Here is a 21,481-nt window from a genome sequence, read left to right as displayed (position 1 = left end):
GGACGACCTGCGCGAGCACAAGAAGCTCGCTCTGCGCCAAGCCGCATGACCAGCATCATGGCTGCCCCATTTTGCAGAACTTGACGCACACAACCACGCATTGGGAAAGTTGTCGGCGCGCGCCCGCCCGCTGCCGCGACCGCAAGCGGGAAGGGTTTCGGGATGGTCCGTTGGGCGTCGAAGACGATCAGTAGGTTCCTTCTTGCCTTATCATGCGGCTATCCGGGAGTGCACCGGGCTGGTCCTGGTCTGGAAGCCCCGGTTTCGGACTTCCAAGGCCAGCAAGGCGAGTTCGACCTCGTCCAATCGCGACGGGCGTGCATTTTCCGGCATGCCTTCGGCGGTGGCCAGGTCGATCAGGTACTCGTTCCAGGCCCAGTTCTTGAGCACAGCGCGTTTCTCGTCGGGTGCGAGCACCGGGTCATCCACAACCTCCATCGGAGAGGCGTAGAATGTCTCCGGCTCGGAAAGCGCCGTCTGTATGTGCGCTGCCTGTGCGCCGGCGCCATAGCCGTGGCTTGCCTGGAGCCAAGCCAACTGCAGCCGCTGCCAAACCAGGTCGGAAAAGGCCTGTTTCTCCTCCGATGCATGCTGGCGCGTGACCTTGGCCTGGGAAGCAGGAGGTGCAGCCTGCACGACATAGTTGAGGCCTTGACGCTCGGCATAACGGATCGCCGCTTCCAGCGTCGGAAAGTTCAGTTCAACCTGGGTCAGGGTGTCCCGGCTACCGGTATAGCCCATCAGCGGCTCGATGAACGGGGCTGTGCGGCGTTCGAAGACCAATCGCCAGGCCTTGCGGGGCTTTGCCGAGGTCATGGCCGGGCGGCATGGCTGGTAGATCCGCGCCGTTGCGCCGTCCGGAAACACTGACCGTCCCATTGACAAAGCCGGCCCGTCTAGACGAGGCCGATTGTCATTGTCCGGCCGGACGGACGTCTTGGTTAGGTTTCTGTTGTCGCTGCTTTGAACTGTCTCCATTGCCTGTCCCTCCCGTTATGAAGGGTCGCACGGGCAGCGGCCGTAAGGGCCGCCACCCATACTGCATCCGTCAGTTCTTCCCGTTGATTGCGATCCGCTTGGCCTTCGCCTGCGCCCGCTCGGTCTTGGGCAACGTCACGGTCAGCACCCCGTTCTTGAAGGCGGCGTTGACCTTGTCTTCTTCAACCTCGTAGCCGAGCGGAATGAGGCGCTCGAAGCGACCGTAGAAGCGCTCGGAGAACTGCCGGTCCTTGTCCTCGGTCTCGGAACGCTTCTCGCCTTTAAGCTTGAGCGCCCCATTTTCCAGCAGGACTTCTATGTCGCTCTCGTCCAGGCCAGGTATTTCCGCCGTGACGCGGACTTCCTTGTCCGTGTCGGAGATTTCGACACTCGGCCAACTGGCGGCGAAAGAGGGACCGAAGGCCGGCAGTCTGGCGCCAAAGCTGCGGAAGGCGTCATCGAACAGCCGGTTTACCTCCCGGTGGAGGGAGACGAAGGGGTCTCGATCTCCGTCGGGGAAGAGACTGGGCGCCGAGTTTCCGTTGCCCCGGCCCCATGGGATCAAGTCACGTACGCTCATTGTCTTTCTCCTTTTGTAGGTCTCTGAGTCGGGCGGGACGCCCGGCTCAAGCGAAAGCCTTCATGGTGGATTGCTCAGGCGGCCAGCTTGTCGGTCTCGACCTTGGGCGCCTCGATCTTCGGCATGGGAGCCCCGCTGGAGATTTCGATCTTGCGCGGTTTCATCTCCTGGGGAACCTCGCGCTTGAGATCGATGCTCAGCAGCCCGTTCTCAAGGCTGGCGCCCTCGACTTTGACATGATCGGCCAGTTCGAACCGACGCTCGAAAGCGCGCCCGTTGATGCCGCGGTACAGATACCGGCCGTTCTCATCGCCGGATTGCGACCCGCTCACAACCAGCATGTTGGGCTGGTGGGTGACGGTCAGCTGGTCCTGCGGGAAACCGGCGACCGCCATCGTGATGCGATACTGATCATCATCAACCTTGGCGATATCGTAGGGCGGCCAGTTGTCGACGAGGCCACACGACTCGCACTTTCAAGCATGTCGACCATGCGGTCGAAGCCGATGCTGGACCGGTATAGAGGGGTAAAATCGAGGTTTGTCTTCATAGCCACATCCTCCTTTGAGCAACATGGACAACAGAAGGCGCCAAGAGCCTTGCCGCCTCCTGGTGTTGCCGGCCCCATTAGGCTGCCGGCGACCATCAATTTAGAATCGCGACTTACACCTTCAAGAGCAAGAATAGGAAAATTTTCATCGGCAATCTGGGCGAACGCACCAATGCCACCCCTTCCGCCGGCGGGGTCACTCGCCGACGGGTCCATGGTGCAAGAAGAACTACGTCGCCCTTAAATCCGATCGACGAATGGTACGAACGCGGCCACTGCCGCGCTGTCACTGCAGTCAGGACCGGCACGCTCATCCGATTGATCCAACTGTTGCAACGCATCCATGATCGTGTCGAAGCTGACCGGTTCACCCGCTCGCGGCAGCATGCGAAGCGCTGGCACGGATTCTACGGCGCAGGCATCCGATGCCCATGGCGAAAGAATGGCGCGCTTCTCCTGATCGTCCAGGGCAACATCGGCCAAAACGTCGTGGGGATGTTTGAAATGCCGCGCCGGATGCAGCAAGCGGTCCAGAAAACGTCAGGGCCCCACGGGTTCAATCGATGCAAAATAGCTCGAAATGGGTCCTTCCATGGATGGTCCTCCGCTTCAGACAATCTCATGCGTGTTTGGCGGCTCTCGCCAGCGGCTGTCGCGATCACGACCAGGCAGATCATCCAGGATCAAACGACGCTCAACGACTTTCCCCAGGTGATGTCGACACCGAGAGTCATCGGTCCGGCACCCTGGGCGGCTCGATCACAACCGAAGGGAGCGAGCCGTTCGCGATCGAGGGTCGCGATGCTGCACTTCCCCAGATGTTCGGAGCATAGCGAGGGTGCGGCCTTGGAGCGGCGAGGGGACTTGCCTACATCGCACATGTCGTCGATATGGAGGCCGATGAGTTCGCCGAAGGCTTCAGGCGGGCTATACAGTCTCACTGCGATCGACTTGGTGTCGGTGCCCCAGCGCCGCGCATCGTCGCCTTGCAGGAAGGTCTCGCTGACGCAGCGTGTGCGGTAGGTTCTAAGGTTCTGATGTTAAATAGATGCTGAAATATCAAGACCATAGAGTGGCCGTGGCCCCGATGATGATGGGGAAGATAGATTAATAAAATGAGATATTAATGAGGGTTCGTGTGCAAATACTGCACACGCAAGTTCCGCTTCTCTTCTTTTTTCGTTCCTACGAGGGAGCTGCCGAAAGGCGTTTTCGGACCCTCTTTTGCCGACGATACTATCCGCTCCAATGCGAATGCTCACCAGGATGTCCGTGAACCGGATTGTTGTCTGCGGCGTCCAGTTTGCGTCGTTTGCGTCGTCCAGTTTGCCTGGGTTCCTGGAAGCTTTTCGAACTTTCTGCGTCGCGGGTCAGCCCGAATTGCGCATGCTTATGGACTCGTTAAGCCTGTGGTCGGGAGGCTCGGACCGCACCGGCCCACGATATCGCGTCGGCGGCGCCGCACCTATTAGATCGCATATGGCTGGCTGCTGCTCAACAGGGCGAACGTCTACGACGCCCGCCTTCCGCATGAGCCAGGCAGGACACAGTTCCTTCAGTACCGATTGAGATAGTCGACCATGCAAAGGCAACGCGCGTTGCCGCCTACCGGTTCCGCCGCCGACTTCGCGCTCACATACCGAGCGTTTGAGTGCTTCCGACAGGTCGAGCCGCCTCAGCGAACAACTCAGCCGCTGCTTGCACCTTATCGGCAGCCTCTTCGACCCGATCGAAGCGCGTCAACACACGACATTGGAGCATCGACAACCGCGCCGCATGGTAAAGCTCGCTGCGCTTGTGACCGTCCAAGTCCAAGGGTTGAAACAGCATCGTCATGGCGAAACCCCTCCCTCCGGTGCCCGGCTCTCGTCGAAGGCCGGGCCGTTAGACTGCGATCAATAGTCGGCGTCATAATCGCTATTGTCGTCCTGCTGAATGACGACGTGACGGCGGTGATGCATCGGACGGTTGATCGATCCGGTGACCACAAAGTCGCTGGACCGGTGATGATGCCGGCGCCAGGCGCGCTCGCCATTGTCGTAAAACGCCTGCTCGCCATGATGGCGGCGATGGAGACGGTGTCCGTTCCGATAGATGACCACACGGTCGTTATTGTTGTCGTCCCAATAATGGCGGTGGTGATGTCGCTGGGTCTGGAAGACGATGCCTTCTTCTGCGGACGCGACCGCAGGCGCAGCCAAGCAAAGCGCCAATGCGCCAAGGATGATGGTCTTCATTTCGAGTTCTCCAAAAACCTAAAACGCCCTTCGGTAAGGAAACTTTGCTCAACGACTTTGGTTCCGGCATCGATCGAGACGTGCCCATGAGCACCGTGCGCAAACTCGCAGCGATCAGACGCCAACTCGCGCAAATAGCGGCGCTCGTCGCTGAGATCGAAACGGAGTTCGAGGATCGGAGTTCTGGAGATTGGGTCGAGACGGCGGTTGCCGCCGAGGCTCTCGGCCAGAAGATCGGAAAGGTTTCGGCCGGCGCGTCGGCGGCAGATGGAAAGCCGAGCTAGCGGCTATGCGGGAATATTTTCGGCAAACGTGACATACGCGACGGGACGCATCGCGTTTGCGATGGACATAATGGCAATGAACATCGCTGCCAAGACATCTCGCCCTTCGAAAATGGCCAGCGCGGCTTACTTCAGATCAGCACTGAAGCTCCCGAGACCGACCTCGGAATTCGTCGCGGCGGAAAATGCCTACCGCAAAGAGTCCTGCGCTCGGCGGGGTCTGAGCGGCAGGCTCGAAGCACTGAAGATCGAAGCCAACATCGACAACCCTTCCACGGCGAAGATTCCGACGCCCGGCACCGCTTCCTTCAAGGACCAGACCGGCGGCGGCCGGCACTTCGAGAAGATTGGGGTCACCAGTGCGCAGCCGGCCTTTACAACTGCAGGTCCAATCAGCCGGACATGCGCCGATTTCAACGGCATCACCAGCCAACTGATAGGCGCGAGCATCTCCAATTTCGTGGGGCTGTCGTCCGGCTTTGTGATCTGTTCGGGCTACATCGATGCCATCAACGCTAACAACACTGGCGCAGGCAACGCCGCTAACAATGACATCCTGTGGGTGACGACGCTGGTTATTTGCAAATGGCACTTCTATCCGGAGGCCCATTGGCCAAGGATCGAATTTCGTGTCGTACCCTTGGCAGGTTCCCAGTACTGCCATCTCGACCGGCGTGCCTGTGGTGACGACATGGCGCCACGAAGGCGGGAGCCTCTATTCTCCGTCAATGGCGGCATCGAGGCGTCCGTGGCGTCGGGTAATACCATCAACGATTTGACGACGCGCAAGATGTGCCTCGGCAAATCGGTTGGCGGCTATCTCGACCGCAAGATTTTTGAGCTTGCAACGTTCTCGACGGTACCGAGCGCACCCGAGAGGGACACCGTCATTGCCGATTTCATGGCCCACATCGGTGCAGTCTGATGGTTGCGGCAACCTTCTGGCCATGATGTGCAACCAATCGCGATGCGCTAGTTTATGAGTTTGAAGCCTGCGACTAGACCCACGCTGCGTTCAATCTGGGCAGTGTACAGCCCTTTGTTCGCCACGTTGTCCCAGATGTAGAACACGGCGACAGCGGCAAGGATCAACAGAAATATTCGCATGAACTGCGCCTCGGTAACGTGGTTTGCCCACGGCGCTTAGGCGAGTTGAAGGTTTCGGCCCGAGTCCGCGCGCATCCTCAACACCAGCAGGCGCGTCGCTGCGAATGGCGTCAAATCAATAAGCGCCATCGTGGTGTTGACTAAGAGCGACAGCAAACAGATCGAGCTTTGGGCGTAGCAAACGGATTCCATGACGTTCCCCTTTTCCATCGTTACTGGTGGCCTCCGTGCGGCAAGAATGATCCTGGTTCACGAGAAATACAAGCAGTTGCTAATACGTTGATATTTCCCCTAGGGTTGGGGCAACGATGCGAAATCGACGCCGGTCAGTTGTTTGGATAGCGATTGCCCTTGTCCTGGCGGCGTTGGCGATCACGGCGGCGATCATTGGCTTTCAGAATTTACAGCGCTCGTCACCGATCATGGTCTCGGCTGTCTCGGCCTTTAATAGTGGGGGGCTCGTCCCTGGCCCCACGGTCAAGGCGCCCTCGAAAAACCTTGGTGCTGTTGCTACCGGTAGGGATATCTGGCTCGAAGTCTCATGGAAGTTTTTCGGGGAGTTGCGGACGCTGGATACCGTAACTGTCGGCGACCTTCGGGCAAGGCGCCTGGTGCGCAGTCATGATGTGCCCTCAAGCGCCAATTCCGAGATCTGGTTCATATCAGCCGGCAGCGGCGACATATTGGAAAACACAACGTCGACCGACATCGGGTTCACTTTTGATGGCGGCAACCCGTCTGTCACGGCGCAGATTTACAGAGTGGTTGGAGCTTCTGAGATACCTGCCGCGATAGCTGCAGAAAGCGGCGACAGGATTACCATCACCATTCCAGCCGATGGCATCGCTTTTATCTCGCTCATCGCTTCCGGCACCACCTCCGGGTCCATGAGCAATGTCACCGAAGATTTTAGTGCCCTTTGTGGAAAGGATTTCCTTGGCATCCATGCATCAACAAGTTCGACCTCCGCTGAATCAGAGACTGCTACGTTTTCGGGAAACTCAACGGCAGATTTTGCTGCTGTCGCACTTCAGTCGGCCGCAGCGAGATAGCTAACCAGCCAGCGCCATTCCAAAGCCAACGCCTAGGCCGACAGCGAGGCCAAGGAACAGCTTGGCGGCAAGATCGAGGGCGAAGGCGCGGACTGGGCGCCACACGTCTGAGCGGGGCTCTCTGAGGGCGTTGGCGATATCATCGAACACCGTTTCCATGGAATGATTCTAGATCGGAACTCCGGGAATGTGAATCCTCAGTTTGTTCCACTGTCGCCCCATTGGGCAACCTGCACGGTTCGCCCGAAACCGTGCAGGCAGCAAAGGTGGCTTAACGCACCACTCTGAAGCCAGTCGACTCCAGCGACGCTAGTGCCGTCTCTGCAAAGGTCGCGCAACTGTCCAAAGGATCATTGTTTTCATAGAGCGTGGCTTGATAGGCTGTTGCTATGCCTTCAAAAATGGCGGTTAGAACTTGGTCGCGGCCTCTGGCGGCGTCAGCGGCCGATTCAACAGTCATCTTTGGTGTTTCTGGGTGTTTGCCTTCCATGAGGAAATCGAGGAGCGCCGACCCAGCCACTCGGCGCTGTCCTTGTCCAGGGTCCCGCAAGACTCGGCCGGGCTCGCGTCACCTCGCCGGGCGGTGCGAGCCCACAATCGCGGGCCATCTGGTCCGCTGCTTCAGCTTGGGCTTCATCAGAATGAAGGGCGACATGGTTCATCCGAATGTAGAAATTTGCGTTGGGGGGAGGTGAGAATGAGGCTACCAGGAAATGTGTTGGCTGGGAGAACGCCGAGGTGCAGTGCGGTCCGCGAAAGCGATCAATGAGGTTGAATGCACAGAACGTGCCGCCAAGACAGCCAGGTTGAAATCGCTACGCTTGGCTCAGATCTTGCCAGAGGCCGACCCGCACTTTTCGTTCAACGAGGAACTCGACTGCTCGGTACTTGTCGCCGTGCTGGCTCGGGAACCGCATAATAATCCAAAGCGGCCCGAATCCCATTCTTTCCGGCGGCTGCCCCTGCGACGAGGCCTTTGATCTCCTCAAGCAGCGCCGTTAGGCTTTGTCAACAATCGGCTTTTTTCGCCGTGGCGACCCCACATGGCTCTCAACAACGCGCACGTGCTCGGCGTCGACAGTCACCAGTGGCCGCAGGCTGACGGTTACCTTGTCGCGTGACCGGGCCGACTAATTCCATATCTGGCCGATCACGGCCTTCGAAGTCGAATCGACAACCGCATACGGGAAGTCATAGGAGGGAATCGTCACGCTTATGCGATCGGGTGTCACCCGGCCGCGGGCGGGTGCAGTGTCAAGGATGAGAGGTTGCTAACAAATGAGCGTCCGTGGCCTGAGGTTTCTCGATAAGTGGGTAGCCAAACAACTGCCATTGTGGCGCGGGGAGACCCCATCTCGGTTGGCGACTTGAAAGACCAGTTGATGACAGCTGCCGAGAAGGCCGGGATTCCTGCCGACGAGATCAACGGCGAGCTTGAAAGCGTCTTCGAATTGATTATCGAAGTGAATCGTCGTGTCGCCAAAAGGGTGGACTTAGCCTGAGGCTTCCCCGACGTGCCGGTCATGTCCTACATGCCGGACTGCCTGACAAGGGGCTCGCTTACCTAACCGGCCAGCGCCACGCCAATGCCATCTCAGAGCAAATGTAGATCGACACCGCGAATCCGTGAATCCCCGGTTTGTTCTGGTCATGGCTTCTGCGCCGGTCCGGTCACACAGCGCTGGTGCGTTCACCCCTCCGGCTGGGCAGGGTCCGGTTCTTGGTGCCGCTCTCGTTGATTTTCGAGGAACAGCTTGGCGAGTTCGCCCCACTCAGGATGATCCGTGGTTTTATGCTCTTCTACGAACTCGAGGAAAGCCTTGCGCAAAGCGTCAAGGTCGAAAACCCCAAGATGCTCGCCCATACCGTCGTCCATGCCCGCGACTCTCAACGGTATTAGCTTGTCCTCTCGTTTGAGCCTTCAAGAGGGATTCCCTGAGTTTTGGCTTGGGAGCGCCTACATGGTTAATGGCGTGATTGCTAATATGACTATATCTAGGCAGCGCGGGGCTCTATCTTCGCGCGCGGTGGCCGGTGCGGCCCCACACCCAAAGACTGCAGCGACCATTTATGTGGATGGGTAAGTGCTAGCCGATGCGACATCATGCTGCAGCGATATTTTAGAATCGGCTAATTGCGCAATCGCTAAATTAATGAAACGCGGAGGAATGTATTTTCCACAGTTTTTGGTCGGCATGTCTGCCACTGCGATCATTGTGGCGATCTGGACCTACATCGAAGCCGGTTCAATTTGGACCGCGCTCGGCTGTGCGGTCCTTGCGCTGATCGTTCTGCAAGTCGGGTACGCCGGGCTGGTCGTTTGCTTGATATACTGGCGATCATCGGAAGCGGCTGACTCGACTAGTCGAATTTCGGTCGCGGCTCAACAGAACGTCGACGGCATCTGATAGCCCGCGATCGTCTCGGCACGGTCACGTGACCCTGGGGCAGCAGTTTTGCCTCGCAGTGCCGCCAGCAAGTGGGCCTACAACGTGTTTGCGGTGACAGACACCTACCCCGAGCTTCGGGCTGAAAGCCTTATCATTGATCCAGACGCGGAACTGGAGGACGGGTGCGTTGTGGTCGCCATGTTTGGAGGCGGTCATCCGCAAACCATGATCTGGTGCAACAATCACGGGCGAGGCCATGGGGGCCGCTTTGCCGCCAAGGGAAGTCTGCACGAGACGTTCCTTCTCGATTCCCTGGTGTGCGGACGAGGGCCATCTTCTTGCATTCGCATCCTCGGCCGGGTGTTCGGCTACCGGCCGCGCTTCCCGCGCTACAGAACCTGGAACGATCCAGTTTGCTTCTCGAATAATTTGGCTCGCAGCCTCACGGTGGCGGGCTTTTTTGTTGCTCAGCCCCAACGTCTCGACGCCGGGCTGCGGAACGCAAACGTCGTGATCTCGTCACGGGAAATCCCGATGTCGCTGAGCATGTCGTCTGGTGACTTGCTCAACTCGTCCGTCGCCTTCAACAGCGCCTTCTGCTCGGCTCGATGACGGACCCAATCGGCAAGGGGACCAACTGCGACAAGACGAAGATTCACAAGCATAGGAAGGTTCACAAGCATCGGGACCACTCCCTTTACCCCTGCAGGAAACTGCACGTAGCCTACGCCGATACGTCGATGCGTCCGTGACAAACCTCACAGATCGATCCGAACGGGCAAAAACTGCCCGGACGCCTGACGGTGGCGGGCCTTTTATATATTAGCAATGCATAAAATTCGAGAAGGTTCATGGCATGGTTGTTAGCAAACTCGGTGCTATCGTGCGACGCAGGGCTCGGTGGATGGTGTGCTGGAATGCGCGGGGCTGGATGGATCAGGGGTCTGATGGAAGCTGACGCTCGCGATCTGCGGAGCGAGATCAGTCGGCTCCAAATAGACTTGATCGCTGCCGCCAACTCTCAGGGTAAATCCAGGCTGCATGACGTCGCGCACACACTGCGATGCCAGAAGGCGCGGCTGGAACGTCTGGAGGAGTGCCTCGCTTCAATGACGTCGAATGTCCGGCCAGAGGCATCCGCAACCCCGCCCCATCAAGGCCGGCCGTAAAAGGCAGCTCATCATTTCCGAAAGAGAACCCGCTGCCTCACGGTGGCGGGCTTTTTATTGCTCAGCCCCTACGTCTCGACGCCGGGCTGCGGAACGCAAACGTCGTGATGTCGTCACGGGAAATCCCGATGTCGCCGAGCACGTCGTCTGGTGACTGGCTCAACCCGTCCGTTGCCTTCAACAGCGCCTTCTGCTCGGCTCGATGACCCACCCAATCGGCAAGGGGAGCAACGGCGACAAGAGGAAGATTCACAAGCATAGGAAGGTCCCGACGCCATCATCAATTCCGTCATTGTGGATGATAGCCAGCAGGTCAATCTCGAGGTCCGCGTGCTGGAAGCCAAGCGCAATGCTGGCCGCGACCTCGGTGTGTCGATCAAGAGCACAAATCGCAGCGGCACGACCCGTACAGGCACGCGCGTTGCTGCCGTCGACGAAGATGATGTGGTGCTGGGGCCCGGCAGCCTGATCACCGGCCTGCTGTCGAACACCAATCCCTTCGCGGCGCTGATCACCCGCGTCATCGACAGCAACATCAAGGTCGACCTGATCATTGAAGCGCTTGAGGCCAAGGGGGTCGTGCGCACGCTGGCAGAACCCAATCTCACCACTCTGTCCGGTGAGCCAGCCAGCTTCAACGCCGGCGGCGAAGTGCCTATCCGTGTCGTGGGCAATGATGGCCAGATAACCATCACGTACAAGCAATTTGGCGTAAATCTGCTGTTCACGCCAGTCGTACTCGACGACGGCAAGATCCATATGAAGCTGGCGCCGGAAGTGAGCGACCTCACCGGTTTCACCACCGCCGGCGACCCGATCTTCACCAACCGCAAGCTGGAAACCGTCGTCGAACTCCGCGACGGCCAGAGCTTCGCGGTCGGCGGGCTCCTGTCCAGCAAGACCACCAAGCTGCAGAACCAGGTGCCGTGGCTGGGCCAGGTGCCGGTCATCGGTGCGCTGTTCCGCAATTCGAGCAACCAGAAGGAAGAGACCGAACTGGTGGTTATCGTCACGCCGCACATCGTCCGGCCGGTGAGCCTGGCGAGCAGCTGGCGACCCCGTTCGACAAGACACGGCCGGCCAATGACCCGGAGTTCTTCATCCTTGGTCAGCTCGAGGTGAACAAGGACATGATCCGAAATATGAAACGGGCGACGGCGTCACCGGCCCCTATGGCCACATGCTGGACTTCAAATCGAAGGACAAGATGCTCTATGTCAAGAAATAGCGCCTTGATCCTCTTTCTGTGCGCCGGCGCCCTATCGGGCTGCGCTGCGGACTATCTGAACCACTACGACACGGTCACCCTGGCCGCCGGCGACACGCAAAAATTCAATTCGCTGGCGCAGACGGTGGATCCGTTCAATCCGAACGCGAAGAACACACATATCGAAGGCGACGGCGCCCGGGCAGCCGCTGTTGCACAGGGCTACAAATTTCCATCGCCACCACCGCCACCGCCTGCGATAACGGTCAATGTCGGCGGGTCGGGTGTGACCAACGGAGCGAATTGAACAGAAGGATGCGGTTGCGTTGCGCTGGGTGAGCGAGGGCCCTGGTGCAAAGGAAGCAGAGAGTAAGGTCATGTTGGGGACCATTAGGGCGTTCTGGAATGATCAACGCGGCATAGCGATGATCCTCGTCGCAATCATGCTGCCTGTGCTCGTTGGCTTCGCGCTTCTGGCGATCGACATGAGCCGGGCCAATAGTCTTCACAACGATATGCAGAAAGGCGCCGATGCATTTGTGCTGGCGGCAGCGGCCGAGCTGGATGGCAATACGGACGCTATTACCAGGGCCAACCGGGCTCGCGACAATCTTCTGAAGACAAATGCCACGAAATTTTCTACCGCTGACTATCACAAGCTGGTTCCCGCCGACCTGACCGTCACCTACCTGTCCGGCATTCCCGCCAGTGACAGCATCGGGCTCAACGCCGCCGGCGTGGACGAAAACGGCGTTAACTGGAGCACCACAGATCCGAAGGCGGCGAGATTCGCTGAGGTAACCGTCAACTCCATCGCGTTTGCTACAATCTTCCCGGCGAGTTTTGTCGGAAGCAATGACACCATGAACCGGCAGACGCAGGCGGTGGCACGGTTTAACAACGCCCTGTGTCAATTCACACCGATGTTCATTTGCAATCCCTATACGTCTATCGGCGCTCTCCAGACAGCCGTGTCGGGAACCACTAAGCCGATGATTTGACTGAAGGAGCAGACCGGCGGCTCCAGCGCACAATATGGTCCCGGCAACTATGGGTTCTTGTCATCGCCGCAGGGCGACAAATCGACGGCCACGCTTACTGAAATGTTCGCGGTGACCAGCCCGCCTGCCTGCTATAGTCAGAACGGCGTAAAAACCCGCCCGGGCAACATTCCTCCAGTAAATGCCGGAATCAACACCCGTTTCGACATTTACGACAATGGCGGGCCATATAAGACCGATCCCACACCTAACCCGCCGGCGCCCAATGTCCGCAAAGGCATGGTTGTGAAGAATGCGGGCAAGTCAAACTGCAGCTATGATGCGCCCAACAGCGGGCAGGCGAACAATTATAAGGCGCTTCCCCGGGACAATTGCTTTACGTCGGGCAGTTGTTCGCAGGCAGGCGTGCTGGGCGATGGCAGCTGGGACTTCGCAGGTTACTGGACCGTCAACCATGGGAGCGCCAGCACTGCCGGGGTGATTACCTCGTGCGGCGCAAATCCCAGCGGATACTGTGTCTACAAGTTGAAATTGCCAATCCCGCCCTGAAGAGCGGGCAGGAGGCGACTGCCCCTCAGTGCAACACGACGACGCAGGGTGCCGACAGAAGACTGCTTTACGTGGCAATCATCGACTGCGTGGCCAACACAGTCCAAGGTGGTGGGCAGACTTTGCCAGTGCAGGCTTTTGCCAACGTGTTCGTAACCGAGCCGGCGGGCGGTGTGCCCAACGCCGACATTTACGGCGAGACCGAGGACATCAGCACGGTCGTCGGTCAGAATACGCTGAAGAAGCTTCAGCGCAATGAAGCCCAGCTCTACCGGTAGAGCAGATGATCAGGCTTAGGCAAATCACCCGGCGTTTCAGAGGCGACGAGAACGGCGCTGCACTGGTCGAGGTGGCGCTCATCGTACCCTTAATGCTGCTTTTGTCGGCGGGTGTGTTCGAATTGTCCAACATCCTGAACACGCGCCTTCTGCTCGAGGCTGGTGTAGAGGACGGCGCGCGTTACGTGGCCCGCTGTAACGACAGCAACTGGGCCAATGCGTTACCCTGGGAACGAACCTGGCTGTAAATGGCACTGTGACCGGCAGCATCGCGAGGGTAAAAGGCTGGACCAATGGACAGGTCACGGTCACCAAGAGTTTCGCTGACGCGGTCGATGTCTCCACTGGCACCGAACTATACCTCAGCAGCACCAGCACACTGGATGTCGTAGAGGTCAGCACTTCATTCCCATACAGCGATCTAGGGCTTTGGAGCTATCTGGGCTTCCGGGCTCTCACAATAACCGTGTCGCATCAGGAGCGAGTCTTCGGATGGTGACGGCTAAGACAAAATTCGGCGCGGATCAGTCCGCGCGCTACAATGGTTGAAATGGCCGTTGCCATGCCGTTGCTGCTGACGCTGCTGCTCGGCTTTGTCGACTTTGGCTATCTCTTGTACCAATGGAACGCGGGCAACAAGGCCGTACAGATGGGCGCCATACTGGCGCAGGTTTCGACGCCGGTCGCGAGTGGGATAGGGTGCGAAAATCGTAAAGTCCCCCTTCATTGGTACCTAGTCAAGCTCTCGACCAGCACCGTCTTTAGCTCTTCCCCGATGCCTGTCCGGCGGCGATGCGGATCGCATTGGCCGGGCGATCGAAGAGCGATCCATGTGGACTTCCGCGAGCTGGGCGCTTTGCTCAGATGTGTCATCGCCAGCCAGTCGAACAGCGGATACGGCTGCCTTCTCACAATGATGCCGGGCAATCTGCTGGTCGAGATGTACCGGCTACATGGCCCCAGGCTGCTCGAGCGGAACGTCCGCAGTTTCCTTCAGCTCAAGGGCAAGGTGAATCAAGTCATCCGGAAAACGATCCATCGATGAGCCTCAGATGTTCCTCGCGTTCGACAATGGCCTGGCTGTCACGGCGACCGGTCTTCGCATTCTGGATCATGGCGATGGCACGGCAGATCTCCTGGCAGCCGACGACTTCCGGATCGTCAACGGCGGCCAGACGACCGGTTCGATCTTCCGCGCGTGGCGCAAGGACGATGTGGACGCGAGCCGCCTCCAAGTGCCGGTCAAGATTGTCGAGATTCTGGACGATGGTGACATCGAGGAGATCGCGCCGCGCATCTCCCAGTCGGCCAACAATCAGAACAAGGTCGACATGGCCGACTTCTCGTCCAATCATCCTTCCACCGACGGATGCAGGAGCTTTCGGGTCGATCTGGGCGCGCCCGGCGGGCGGTATGCAACGTCAGTCACGCTGGTTCTACGAACGTGCGCGCGGTAGCGACGAAAGCTTCCTGCGCGGGCGTTTGACTGCGGCGTCGGCGCTGGCGCACCGGAGAAGTCTGCTGTTCGGGCTTCGTGCCGGCCGCTGCTCGCGCCAACTGTGGGTAAGTTCGCCGTCCCATCCGCTCGTCACGCCCTTCAGCATCGAACGCCTGGCTACCCTTCTCAGTCCATAATCGTTGGGCTTGCTCGCCTTCGGGGCTCTGGACCTTCGCGGTCATCCAGAGCATCGCGCCGTAGTTGGCAGCGCGATCGTAGTTGGTCAGATCAACGATGGCCTGCCTTGACGAGGAGGCCGATCGGACGGACATACACGAACAAACATATCAATTTGTGTTGCAGCCATGTTGCAGGCACAGCAAGGAATGGGCCGAGACATGCCCGGAAAGAAAGGATTTAAGCGACAGAGAGCCGGAAAGTTCGTGCAACATGGAACTAGCCCAACCGTTATCGCCAGAAATCGAAATAAGCTCCCGGATGGGTTGGGCCGCCTTGGAGATGGCGCAGACCATCGAATAAGATGGGTCTCGCCACCTACCTTGGACCGCGTCCGCAAATTGAAAAAACGCGAATATGTTGGGCGCGAAGCTCGTTACTTCTGGCGAAACGCGGAGTGGAACGACACAGCCAGCGGGCCTAAAATGTAGTCCAGTGCGGTGCGTTCCTCGGTGACGATCATGACTGACGCCGGCATGCCCGGATAAAGCGCAATCTGTGGGGCCGCGGCCAATTCCGCGGGATCGACCGCTACGTCGGCAAGATAGTAGGGAAGCCCGGTCTTGCTGTCGGTGACGCGATCCGCCGAAATGCGGGTGACCCGTCCATGAATGACCGGTATCGAACGCTGCTTGTAGGACGTGAAGCGGACCTCGGCCGTCATGTCGGCGCGCAGGCTGGATATGTCCTCGACCTTCACCTGCGCCTGAACGATCAACGAATTCCTAGTCGGCACGATGTCCAGGATGGTCTGGCCGGGGGCGACGATCGCGCCGGTCGAGAAAACGGTGAGATTCATCACCTGGCCGTCATAGGGCGCCCGCACTTCGGCGCGGTCGACCGTGGCCTGCGCGGCGAACATTTTCGGTACCAGGTCGGCGAGGTTGGACTGGGCGTCGATCAGCATGGTTGAGAGTTTTGCGCGGCGCTCGTTGGTGAGCTGCGCAATCTGGCTTTCAAGCTCGGCCTTACTCTGGCGGTTTCCGGCTATATCGCCGAGAGTCTGGTCGATCAGGCCCTGCAGGTCGGAGGCGGAGCGGTCGAGCTCCAGGACACGCGTGCGCGTTGTCAGGCCGGCCTTCAGCAACTTGTTGAGGCCTGCCTTTTCATCAATTGTCGACTTGAGCTGCGCACGAAAAGATTCGACGCGCGCCTGCTTTCCATCGATCTGCTCGTCGAGTTCGGCTATCCGTTTCTGCAGGATCTGCTTGGCACCGGCCATCGAGGCGCGCTGGCTCCCGAGGTCGGCAATTTGGTTGGTCATCGCGTCCTGCAGATAGGCCTGGTGCTCAGCGGTGATGTCCTTCGGAAAGGCGACTGCCTCATGGCCGTCGAGCTCTGCACGAATGCGGGCATCGGTAGCGCGCAACAACGCATATTGCTGCGAATAGAGGTTGAATTCGGAACGGGCGTGCGTGTCGTCGAGCACCACCAGCACATCGCCTGCCTTGACGATGTCGCCATCCTTGACGCGGATCTCCTTCACCGTGCCGCCGTCGAAATGCTGTACGCTCTTTCGATTGCCTTCCACCTTGACGATGGCGTCGGCGAGCACGGCGCCGTTCAGCGGGGCAAAAGCCGCCCAGCCGCCGAAGATACCGAAGAAGGCAATGATGATCAGCAGGCCGACAGAGGCCGGCACCCGGATCGAATCCGGGGCCAGGATACCGGTTTCGCCGGACAGGCTCCGGTAGGTGAGGGCGCCGTCGCTCATCGATCTCTCCGGCCACAGCTCATTGGGTTGCCACCGCCATTGGAGCCGCGCGCTGGTTGAGCAGCGCCACGATCTCGTTTCTCATGCCGAAGGCCTCGACGGCGCCATCGCGCAACAGAAGGATCTTGTCGACATTGGCCAAGGTCGAAGGCCGGTGCGAGACGATGATCACTGTGCTGCCGCGGCGCTTGAGCTCGATCGCGCACTCGCTCAGCGCGCGGTCGCCATCGGCGTCGAGATTGGAGCTCGGCTCGTCGAGAATGATCAGGTTCGGCGTTCCGAATACCGCACGAGCAAGAGCAATCCGCTGCCGATATCCTCCCGACAGCACTGCGCCGCCTTCGCCGATCTGGGTCTCGTAGCCCTGCGGCAGCCGAATGATCATCTCGTGAACGCCGGCGAGCCGCGCGGCGGCTATCACCTCCTGGTCGACATTGGTCTTGAAGCGGCCGATGTTGGCGGCGACCGTATCGGCGAAGAGTTCGATATCCTGCGGCAGGTAGCCGATGTGGTCGCCGAGCGCGTCGTGCCCCCACTGCGACAGGTCGGCCCCGTCCAGCCTGACGGTGCCGCGGCTGGGTTGCATGACGCCCGCGAGATGACGCGCCAGCGTCGACTTGCCGGCGCCGGAAGGGCCGACGATTCCCAGCGCCTCGCCTGCGTCCAGCCGGAATGATACGTCGCGGAGAAGCACTTTCTGCTGGCTGGCAATTGCAAAGCTGACCTGCTCGACCGAAACCTTGCCGGTGGGCTTCGGCAGGTTGAAAGATCTTTCGTTGAGCGCCCCCCCGTCGACCAGCTTCTCGACCCTTGCCAACGCCGCCCGGGCCAGGATCAGGCTGCGCCAAAGGCCGACGATCTGCTCGACCGGCTGTAGCCCCCGGCCCAGCAAGAGGCTCGCCGCAAACATGGTGCCGCCGGTGATCTGCCGCTCGATCACCAGATAGGCGCCGAGGCCGAGGATCAGCGACTGCATGGTGAGCCGCAGGAACCGGATCAGGCCGGACATCAGGGCGGCGCGATCGCTTGCCTCCGCTTGGCGCCGCAGCGCCAGGTTACGGTCGCGCCCCCAGCGGCGGATGAGACCGTCGATCATCCCCATGGCGCGAACGACTTCCGAGTTTCTGAGGCTCATTTCGGTAAAATTATAGTTGGTCGTCGCCAGGTCGTTGGCCTGCTTCAGCGGCGAACGCACGAGATACTCGTTGAGCACGGCCATGGCGATCAAGAGCAGCGAGCAGCCCAGCGCGAAGAAGCCGAGCCACGGATGCAGCAGGAAGATGATGCCGATGTAGATGGGTGACCATGGCAGGTCGAACAGGGCATGGATGCCGCTGCCGGTGATCACCTGCCTGAACGTGTCGAAATCGCGGATCGGCTGGCTTTGCGAGGAGCCCGGCGATGGGGTCTCCACCGACGCGGCGAGGACTTTTGCCGACAGCAACCGGTCGAGCCGCGCGCTGGCACGCGTCAGGATGGAGGCGCGCACCAGATCGAGGCCGGCCAACGAAAGGAAGGCCGCCAGCAACACCAGGGTCAACATCACCAGCGTGGTTTCGCTGCCGCTGGTGACCACCCGGTCGTAGATCTGCAGCATGTAAAGTGGGGACGCGAGGTAGAGCAGATTGATCGCCAGACTGAATGCCGCCGCAACCAGGAAATAGCGGCGGCACGCCAGCAAGGCGTCCTTCACAATCTTGGATTTGTTGTCGAGACTCAAATACCCAGCGGAAAACCGCCCCCCTGTCCACGCCCGGAACCGATACTACTCCTGATCGTCCAATCGGCCACGTGGTTCCCTTCCTATTCCTGCCGTAAACCTTAATTCGTAAGCTGAATCAGGAGCCCGCAGCATGAGGAGAGCCGCGCCTATCCGTGCGGCTCTCCTTTTGGTTCACATCACAAAGTCGCTCACTTGCACCACCGTCCTGCCGGTGCCGTCGTCGGCAAGTGTGAAGCTGTGGGCATCGTAGACGCCGAGCAGGTGGAGCGTGGCGTTGTGCGTGCCGTCCGTGACGGTCAACGTTCCTCCGGCGCCGTCGAGGTCCGCCTGATAGGCAGTGGACGTTCCGGTGCCGAACAGGATGTCTTCGAGGTTCACCTTGTCGTCACTGGTGATGCCGGCGATGCTTCCGCTGAAATCGAAGGAATCGTCCAGCTGCAATGTGCCGGCGGCATCCGCCGCGAACGTGACGTCGGTTGAAGAGGCCGCACCGAACTCAAGCTTCGACAGATCGCCGATCGTGGCATCGCCGTCGCCAGTGACCTGGCCGTTAATGGCAATATTGCCGCCATTGGCCCAGATCATGCCGGAATTCGCCAGCCCGCCGGTGATCGTAAGGCCGCCGGAGCCGGTTGCCTCCAGCGTTCCCGAATTGACGACGACGCTGCCTCCGGTGTCGATGACCAGCGCGTTCGAGCCGGTGGCGATGATGGTGCCGCTGTTGTCAAGGCTGAGCATCCCGCCGCCCAGCTGGCCGGCGCCTGCGATCGTGTTGTCGACATTGACCAGAGTGGCGTCCGGCCCCGTGCCGGAGATGATGTTGGCGGCGCTGTCGGACAGCAGGATCTGCCCGCCACCCTGCAGGGTCACGCCATGCTGGATGACCTGCAACAGCGTATCGCCGCCCGCCGAGTCGAGCGAGATGAGACCGCTGTTGTTGATAATGCCGCTCAGCGGCAGCAGAGCGCCGTCGCCGATCGTCATGGTGCCTGAATTGTTGACCACCGGCGTCTGGTCGAAGACGAAATTACTTCCGGTGAGTGCGCTTGAGTGCACGCCATCAAGCGTGATCGACTGCCCGTCGCCGAGCGCTATCACCGCGTTGCCGTTGGCGTCGTCGACCATATGCGCCTGGACGTCGGCGAAGCTTGCCAATCCGTTGTACCCGATGAGGTCGATCTGGTCGGCCGCAGCGTCGAAGCTGTGCACTGTGTCGTTGCCGATCGGCTGCGAGAAGACGAAGAGATCGTTTCCGCTGGAGCCGGTCAGCACGTCGTCGCCGGACCAGGCAAAGATCGGCGAGCCCGGAGCGTAGGCCTCGACATTGTCGGAGACGAAAACATTGGCCGTGCTCCCGTCGGTATTGGTCCAGTATTCAGTGACATTGAGCGTTAGAGCGCCAGTGTAACTGTCGGGCGAGATGATCGAGAGAGCGGCGATGTTATTGGTCTGCACCGTCCAGGAGCCGTCGCCGTTGTCAGTGCCTTCGCTGAGGCTCCAGCCCAGCGGAACGCCTGCAACCGTTACTGCAATGTTACCCTGCACGGTTCCCGGATCTGTTAGGGCAAGATTAATCGGCTGCCCTGCAATCCCCGCGGGGGCCACTTTCTCATTCGTCGACGTGGTTTGACCTGCTGCCCCAATGTTACCTGAAATGTCAGTGTAGGTGGGTGTGACAATCAACCTTCCATTATCTTTGCCACTCGGGCTACTACCAGAATAATCGAGTTGAAGGGCCCAGTGAATGTTGTCCACGGTCGTCAGGGAGATGACCTTCACTGGCGTAGAAGTGGCTGTTAGCGTGATTGCCGGTCCAGAACCGCCAGTTTGCCATTGCAGGTCACTGGCATCAAAGTTGCCTACCGCTTCGGTGAACGTGATACTGACGTCAGTGTAGCCGCTAGCATCCGGGTTGGGCGTTAGGAATACAATTGAACTTACTGCTGGTCCAGTGGTGTCGATGGTAGCCGCGTAGCTGGCTGACACGGCACTGGTGTTGCCGGCCACGTCAGTCTGCGTCGCCGTGAACTGATATGTGGTGCCGCTCACCAGAACGTTGCTGTCAACCCTGCTCCAGTTGCCGCTGCCGTCCGCCAACGCTGTGCCGATCGACACGCCGTTCTGGAACACCGTGACCGTGCTGTTGGCCTCCGCCGTACCGTTGATCATCAGCGAGGTGTCGCTGGTGATGTGGTCGCCCACCGTGCCGCTGTCACTGGTAAAGCCGGTGATCACCGGGGCAGCGGCCGTGGTGTCGATGGTAGCCGCGTAGCTGGCTGACACGGCACTGGTGTTGCCGGCCACGTCAGTCTGCGTCGCCGTGAACTGATATGTGGTGCCGTTCACCAGAACGTTGCTGTCAACCCTGCTCCAGTTGCCGCTGCCGTCCGCCAACGCTGTGCCGACCGACACGCCGTTCTGGAACACCGTGACCGTGCTGTTGGCCTCCGCCGTACCGTTGATCATCAGCGAGGTGTCGCTGGTGATGTGGTCGCCCACCGTGCCGCTGTCACTGGTAAAGCCGGTGATCACCGGGGCAGCGGCCGTGGTGTCGATGGTAGCCGCGTAGCTGGCTGACACGGCACTGGTGTTGCCGGCCACGTCAGTCTGCGTCGCCGTGAACTGATATGTGGTGCCGTTCACCAGAACGTTGCTGTCAACCCTGCTCCAGTTGCCGCTGCCGTCCGCCAACGCTGTGCCGATCGACACGCCGTTCTGGAACACCGTGACCGTGCTGTTGGCCTCCGCCGTACCGTTGATCATCAGCGAGGTGTCGTTGGTGATGTGGTCGCCCACCGTGCCGCTGTCACTGGTAAAGCCGGTGATCACCGGGGTCGCAATCACGGTGTCCAGATTGAAGGTGATGCTGGCATTGGCGGTGTTGCCGGCGGTGTCGGTGTCGGTCACCACCACCGTGTGGCTGCCCTGGCCGGTCGGCGCCGTATAGGTTGCCGACCCCAGCCCGCCGTCCACGGAATAGCTCCGCG

At 59.8% G+C, this 21,481-nt stretch carries 27 protein-coding genes and 1 pseudogene; 14 read left to right on the top strand and 14 right to left on the bottom strand.

The window, feature by feature from the left end:
• Positions 1-210 precede the first annotated feature (210 nt).
• The 6 genes and pseudogenes from NKI15_RS31195 to NKI15_RS31170 form a co-directional block, all read right to left on the bottom strand.
• Complete coding sequence (locus NKI15_RS31195; protein ID WP_502898738.1) at positions 211-978, bottom strand: NADH dehydrogenase ubiquinone Fe-S protein 4; 768 nt, start codon at positions 976-978, stop codon at positions 211-213.
• A 70-nt stretch (positions 979-1,048) separates the two neighbouring features.
• Entirely contained in the window at positions 1,049-1,558 is a 510-nt protein-coding gene (locus NKI15_RS31190) for an Hsp20/alpha crystallin family protein (RefSeq protein WP_023696160.1), read from the bottom strand.
• Between the two features lie 74 nt (positions 1,559-1,632).
• Positions 1,633-2,108: pseudogene (locus NKI15_RS31185) on the bottom strand (Hsp20 family protein).
• A gap of 240 nt (positions 2,109-2,348) precedes the next feature.
• Positions 2,349-2,633, bottom strand: coding sequence for a hypothetical protein (locus tag NKI15_RS31180; protein WP_348626206.1), 285 nt, complete (start codon positions 2,631-2,633; stop codon positions 2,349-2,351).
• A 1,107-nt stretch (positions 2,634-3,740) separates the two neighbouring features.
• Entirely contained in the window at positions 3,741-3,944 is a 204-nt protein-coding gene (locus NKI15_RS31175; protein ID WP_023738756.1) for a hypothetical protein, read from the bottom strand.
• A 59-nt stretch (positions 3,945-4,003) separates the two neighbouring features.
• A complete protein-coding gene (locus NKI15_RS31170) occupies positions 4,004-4,345 on the bottom strand; it encodes a hypothetical protein (RefSeq protein ID WP_352515453.1) in 342 nt (113 codons plus the stop codon).
• A gap of 86 nt (positions 4,346-4,431) precedes the next feature.
• On the opposite strand from NKI15_RS31170, the gene NKI15_RS31165 reads away from it, so the two are divergent.
• The 3 genes from NKI15_RS31165 (at position 4,432) to NKI15_RS31155 (ending at position 6,788) form a co-directional block, all read left to right on the top strand.
• Entirely contained in the window at positions 4,432-4,629 is a 198-nt protein-coding gene (locus tag NKI15_RS31165; RefSeq protein WP_352515452.1) for a hypothetical protein, read from the top strand.
• 76 nt (positions 4,630-4,705) lie between these two features.
• Positions 4,706-5,554 carry a hypothetical protein gene (locus NKI15_RS31160; protein ID WP_352515451.1) on the top strand — a complete coding sequence of 283 codons (849 nt, stop codon included), beginning with the start codon at positions 4,706-4,708 and terminating at the stop codon, positions 5,552-5,554.
• 490 nt (positions 5,555-6,044) lie between these two features.
• Positions 6,045-6,788, top strand: a complete 744-nt coding sequence (locus NKI15_RS31155; RefSeq protein WP_023824898.1) for a hypothetical protein — start codon at positions 6,045-6,047, stop codon at positions 6,786-6,788.
• Here NKI15_RS31155 and NKI15_RS31150 read toward each other — a convergent pair whose 3' ends face one another.
• Together NKI15_RS31150 and NKI15_RS31145 are read right to left on the bottom strand one after the other, a co-directional pair.
• Complete coding sequence (locus NKI15_RS31150) at positions 6,789-6,947, bottom strand: hypothetical protein (protein WP_352888064.1); 159 nt, start codon at positions 6,945-6,947, stop codon at positions 6,789-6,791.
• Positions 6,948-7,059: 112 nt separating this feature from the next.
• Positions 7,060-7,278, bottom strand: coding sequence for a hypothetical protein (locus NKI15_RS31145; RefSeq protein WP_352497378.1), 219 nt, complete (start codon positions 7,276-7,278; stop codon positions 7,060-7,062).
• An 877-nt stretch (positions 7,279-8,155) separates the two neighbouring features.
• Between NKI15_RS31145 and NKI15_RS31140 the strand changes: the two genes are divergently transcribed.
• Positions 8,156-8,290 (top strand): hypothetical protein, encoded by a 135-nt coding sequence (locus tag NKI15_RS31140; protein ID WP_352515450.1) that lies wholly within the window; start codon positions 8,156-8,158, stop codon positions 8,288-8,290.
• A 188-nt stretch (positions 8,291-8,478) separates the two neighbouring features.
• Here NKI15_RS31140 and NKI15_RS31135 read toward each other — a convergent pair whose 3' ends face one another.
• On the bottom strand, positions 8,479-8,664 hold the full coding sequence (locus NKI15_RS31135; RefSeq protein WP_023833470.1) for a hypothetical protein: 186 nt from the start codon (positions 8,662-8,664) through the stop codon (positions 8,479-8,481).
• Between the two features lie 208 nt (positions 8,665-8,872).
• Here NKI15_RS31135 and NKI15_RS31130 point away from each other — a divergent pair, with 208 nt between their 5' ends.
• Together NKI15_RS31130 and NKI15_RS31125 are read left to right on the top strand one after the other, a co-directional pair.
• On the top strand, positions 8,873-9,196 hold the full coding sequence (locus NKI15_RS31130) for an exopolysaccharide production repressor protein (protein ID WP_352497379.1): 324 nt from the start codon (positions 8,873-8,875) through the stop codon (positions 9,194-9,196).
• A 93-nt stretch (positions 9,197-9,289) separates the two neighbouring features.
• Complete coding sequence (locus NKI15_RS31125) at positions 9,290-9,790, top strand: hypothetical protein (RefSeq protein ID WP_352515449.1); 501 nt, start codon at positions 9,290-9,292, stop codon at positions 9,788-9,790.
• 618 nt (positions 9,791-10,408) lie between these two features.
• Here NKI15_RS31125 and NKI15_RS31120 read toward each other — a convergent pair.
• Positions 10,409-10,606: a hypothetical protein gene (locus NKI15_RS31120; protein ID WP_023748442.1), complete on the bottom strand. Its 198-nt coding sequence runs from the start codon at positions 10,604-10,606 to the stop codon at positions 10,409-10,411.
• Positions 10,607-10,677: 71 nt separating this feature from the next.
• Between NKI15_RS31120 and NKI15_RS31115 the strand changes: the two genes are divergently transcribed.
• From NKI15_RS31115 to NKI15_RS31080, 8 genes are all read left to right on the top strand, one after another.
• Positions 10,678-11,469: a type II and III secretion system protein family protein gene (locus tag NKI15_RS31115; protein WP_352515448.1), complete on the top strand. Its 792-nt coding sequence runs from the start codon at positions 10,678-10,680 to the stop codon at positions 11,467-11,469.
• Between the two features lie 110 nt (positions 11,470-11,579).
• Positions 11,580-11,861: a hypothetical protein gene (locus tag NKI15_RS31110; RefSeq protein ID WP_023706909.1), complete on the top strand. Its 282-nt coding sequence runs from the start codon at positions 11,580-11,582 to the stop codon at positions 11,859-11,861.
• Between the two features lie 70 nt (positions 11,862-11,931).
• Positions 11,932-12,555, top strand: a complete 624-nt coding sequence (locus NKI15_RS31105; protein WP_023706910.1) for a TadE/TadG family type IV pilus assembly protein — start codon at positions 11,932-11,934, stop codon at positions 12,553-12,555.
• A gap of 57 nt (positions 12,556-12,612) precedes the next feature.
• Positions 12,613-13,104 (top strand): hypothetical protein, encoded by a 492-nt coding sequence (locus NKI15_RS31100; protein WP_156932443.1) that lies wholly within the window; start codon positions 12,613-12,615, stop codon positions 13,102-13,104.
• Positions 13,105-13,175: 71 nt separating this feature from the next.
• The gene (locus NKI15_RS31095; protein ID WP_156932444.1) at positions 13,176-13,382 is read left to right on the top strand and encodes a hypothetical protein; all 207 of its coding nucleotides are present in this window, start codon (positions 13,176-13,178) and stop codon (positions 13,380-13,382) included.
• A 5-nt stretch (positions 13,383-13,387) separates the two neighbouring features.
• Positions 13,388-13,630: a TadE/TadG family type IV pilus assembly protein gene (locus tag NKI15_RS31090; RefSeq protein ID WP_023706912.1), complete on the top strand. Its 243-nt coding sequence runs from the start codon at positions 13,388-13,390 to the stop codon at positions 13,628-13,630.
• Positions 13,631-13,923: 293 nt separating this feature from the next.
• Positions 13,924-14,427 carry a TadE/TadG family type IV pilus assembly protein gene (locus NKI15_RS31085; RefSeq protein ID WP_023706913.1) on the top strand — a complete coding sequence of 168 codons (504 nt, stop codon included), beginning with the start codon at positions 13,924-13,926 and terminating at the stop codon, positions 14,425-14,427.
• A 7-nt stretch (positions 14,428-14,434) separates the two neighbouring features.
• Positions 14,435-14,839 carry an AIPR family protein gene (locus NKI15_RS31080; protein ID WP_352515447.1) on the top strand — a complete coding sequence of 135 codons (405 nt, stop codon included), beginning with the start codon at positions 14,435-14,437 and terminating at the stop codon, positions 14,837-14,839.
• On the opposite strand, the gene NKI15_RS31075 is transcribed toward NKI15_RS31080, so the two are convergent.
• The 4 genes from NKI15_RS31075 to NKI15_RS31060 form a co-directional block, all read right to left on the bottom strand.
• Positions 14,808-15,062, bottom strand: a complete 255-nt coding sequence (locus NKI15_RS31075; protein ID WP_352515455.1) for a hypothetical protein — start codon at positions 15,060-15,062, stop codon at positions 14,808-14,810. The genes NKI15_RS31080 and NKI15_RS31075 overlap by 32 nt on opposite strands.
• 371 nt (positions 15,063-15,433) lie before the next feature.
• Positions 15,434-16,771, bottom strand: a complete 1,338-nt coding sequence (locus NKI15_RS31070; RefSeq protein WP_023741153.1) for an HlyD family type I secretion periplasmic adaptor subunit — start codon at positions 16,769-16,771, stop codon at positions 15,434-15,436.
• A gap of 19 nt (positions 16,772-16,790) precedes the next feature.
• Positions 16,791-18,491, bottom strand: a complete 1,701-nt coding sequence (locus tag NKI15_RS31065; RefSeq protein WP_286442753.1) for a type I secretion system permease/ATPase — start codon at positions 18,489-18,491, stop codon at positions 16,791-16,793.
• Positions 18,492-18,665: 174 nt separating this feature from the next.
• Entirely contained in the window at positions 18,666-21,467 is a 2,802-nt protein-coding gene (locus NKI15_RS31060; RefSeq protein ID WP_352888052.1) for a beta strand repeat-containing protein, read from the bottom strand.
• Positions 21,468-21,481: the final 14 nt, after the last annotated feature.

The sequence above is a fragment of the Mesorhizobium sp. M0862 genome (assembly GCF_040319795.1).
Taxonomy (GTDB): Bacteria; Pseudomonadota; Alphaproteobacteria; order Rhizobiales; family Rhizobiaceae; genus Mesorhizobium.
The sequence above is the reverse complement of the archived record's forward strand: the minus strand, read 5'-3'. Positions and strand labels throughout refer to the sequence as shown.

Bases quoted from the DNA above. Each gene is read 5' to 3' on its own strand.
- NKI15_RS31195 (WP_502898738.1), bottom strand. From the start codon at position 978: ATGGAGACAGTTCAAAGCAGCGACAACAGAAACCTAACCAAGACGTCC.
- NKI15_RS31190 (WP_023696160.1), bottom strand. From the start codon at position 1,558: ATGAGCGTACGTGACTTGATCCCATGGGGCCGGGGCAACGGAAACTCG.
- NKI15_RS31175 (WP_023738756.1), bottom strand. From the start codon at position 3,944: ATGACGATGCTGTTTCAACCCTTGGACTTGGACGGTCACAAGCGCAGC.
- NKI15_RS31170 (WP_352515453.1), bottom strand. From the start codon at position 4,345: ATGAAGACCATCATCCTTGGCGCATTGGCGCTTTGCTTGGCTGCGCCT.
- NKI15_RS31165 (WP_352515452.1), top strand. From the start codon at position 4,432: ATGAGCACCGTGCGCAAACTCGCAGCGATCAGACGCCAACTCGCGCAA.
- NKI15_RS31160 (WP_352515451.1), top strand. From the start codon at position 4,706: ATGAACATCGCTGCCAAGACATCTCGCCCTTCGAAAATGGCCAGCGCG.
- NKI15_RS31155 (WP_023824898.1), top strand. From the start codon at position 6,045: ATGCGAAATCGACGCCGGTCAGTTGTTTGGATAGCGATTGCCCTTGTC.
- NKI15_RS31150 (WP_352888064.1), bottom strand. From the start codon at position 6,947: ATGGAAACGGTGTTCGATGATATCGCCAACGCCCTCAGAGAGCCCCGC.
- NKI15_RS31145 (WP_352497378.1), bottom strand. From the start codon at position 7,278: ATGGAAGGCAAACACCCAGAAACACCAAAGATGACTGTTGAATCGGCC.
- NKI15_RS31135 (WP_023833470.1), bottom strand. From the start codon at position 8,664: ATGGACGACGGTATGGGCGAGCATCTTGGGGTTTTCGACCTTGACGCT.
- NKI15_RS31120 (WP_023748442.1), bottom strand. From the start codon at position 10,606: ATGCTTGTGAATCTTCCTCTTGTCGCCGTTGCTCCCCTTGCCGATTGG.
- NKI15_RS31105 (WP_023706910.1), top strand. From the start codon at position 11,932: ATGTTGGGGACCATTAGGGCGTTCTGGAATGATCAACGCGGCATAGCG.
- NKI15_RS31090 (WP_023706912.1), top strand. From the start codon at position 13,388: ATGATCAGGCTTAGGCAAATCACCCGGCGTTTCAGAGGCGACGAGAAC.
- NKI15_RS31085 (WP_023706913.1), top strand. From the start codon at position 13,924: ATGGTTGAAATGGCCGTTGCCATGCCGTTGCTGCTGACGCTGCTGCTC.
- NKI15_RS31080 (WP_352515447.1), top strand. From the start codon at position 14,435: ATGTTCCTCGCGTTCGACAATGGCCTGGCTGTCACGGCGACCGGTCTT.
- NKI15_RS31075 (WP_352515455.1), bottom strand. From the start codon at position 15,062: ATGACCGCGAAGGTCCAGAGCCCCGAAGGCGAGCAAGCCCAACGATTA.
- NKI15_RS31070 (WP_023741153.1), bottom strand. From the start codon at position 16,771: ATGAGCGACGGCGCCCTCACCTACCGGAGCCTGTCCGGCGAAACCGGT.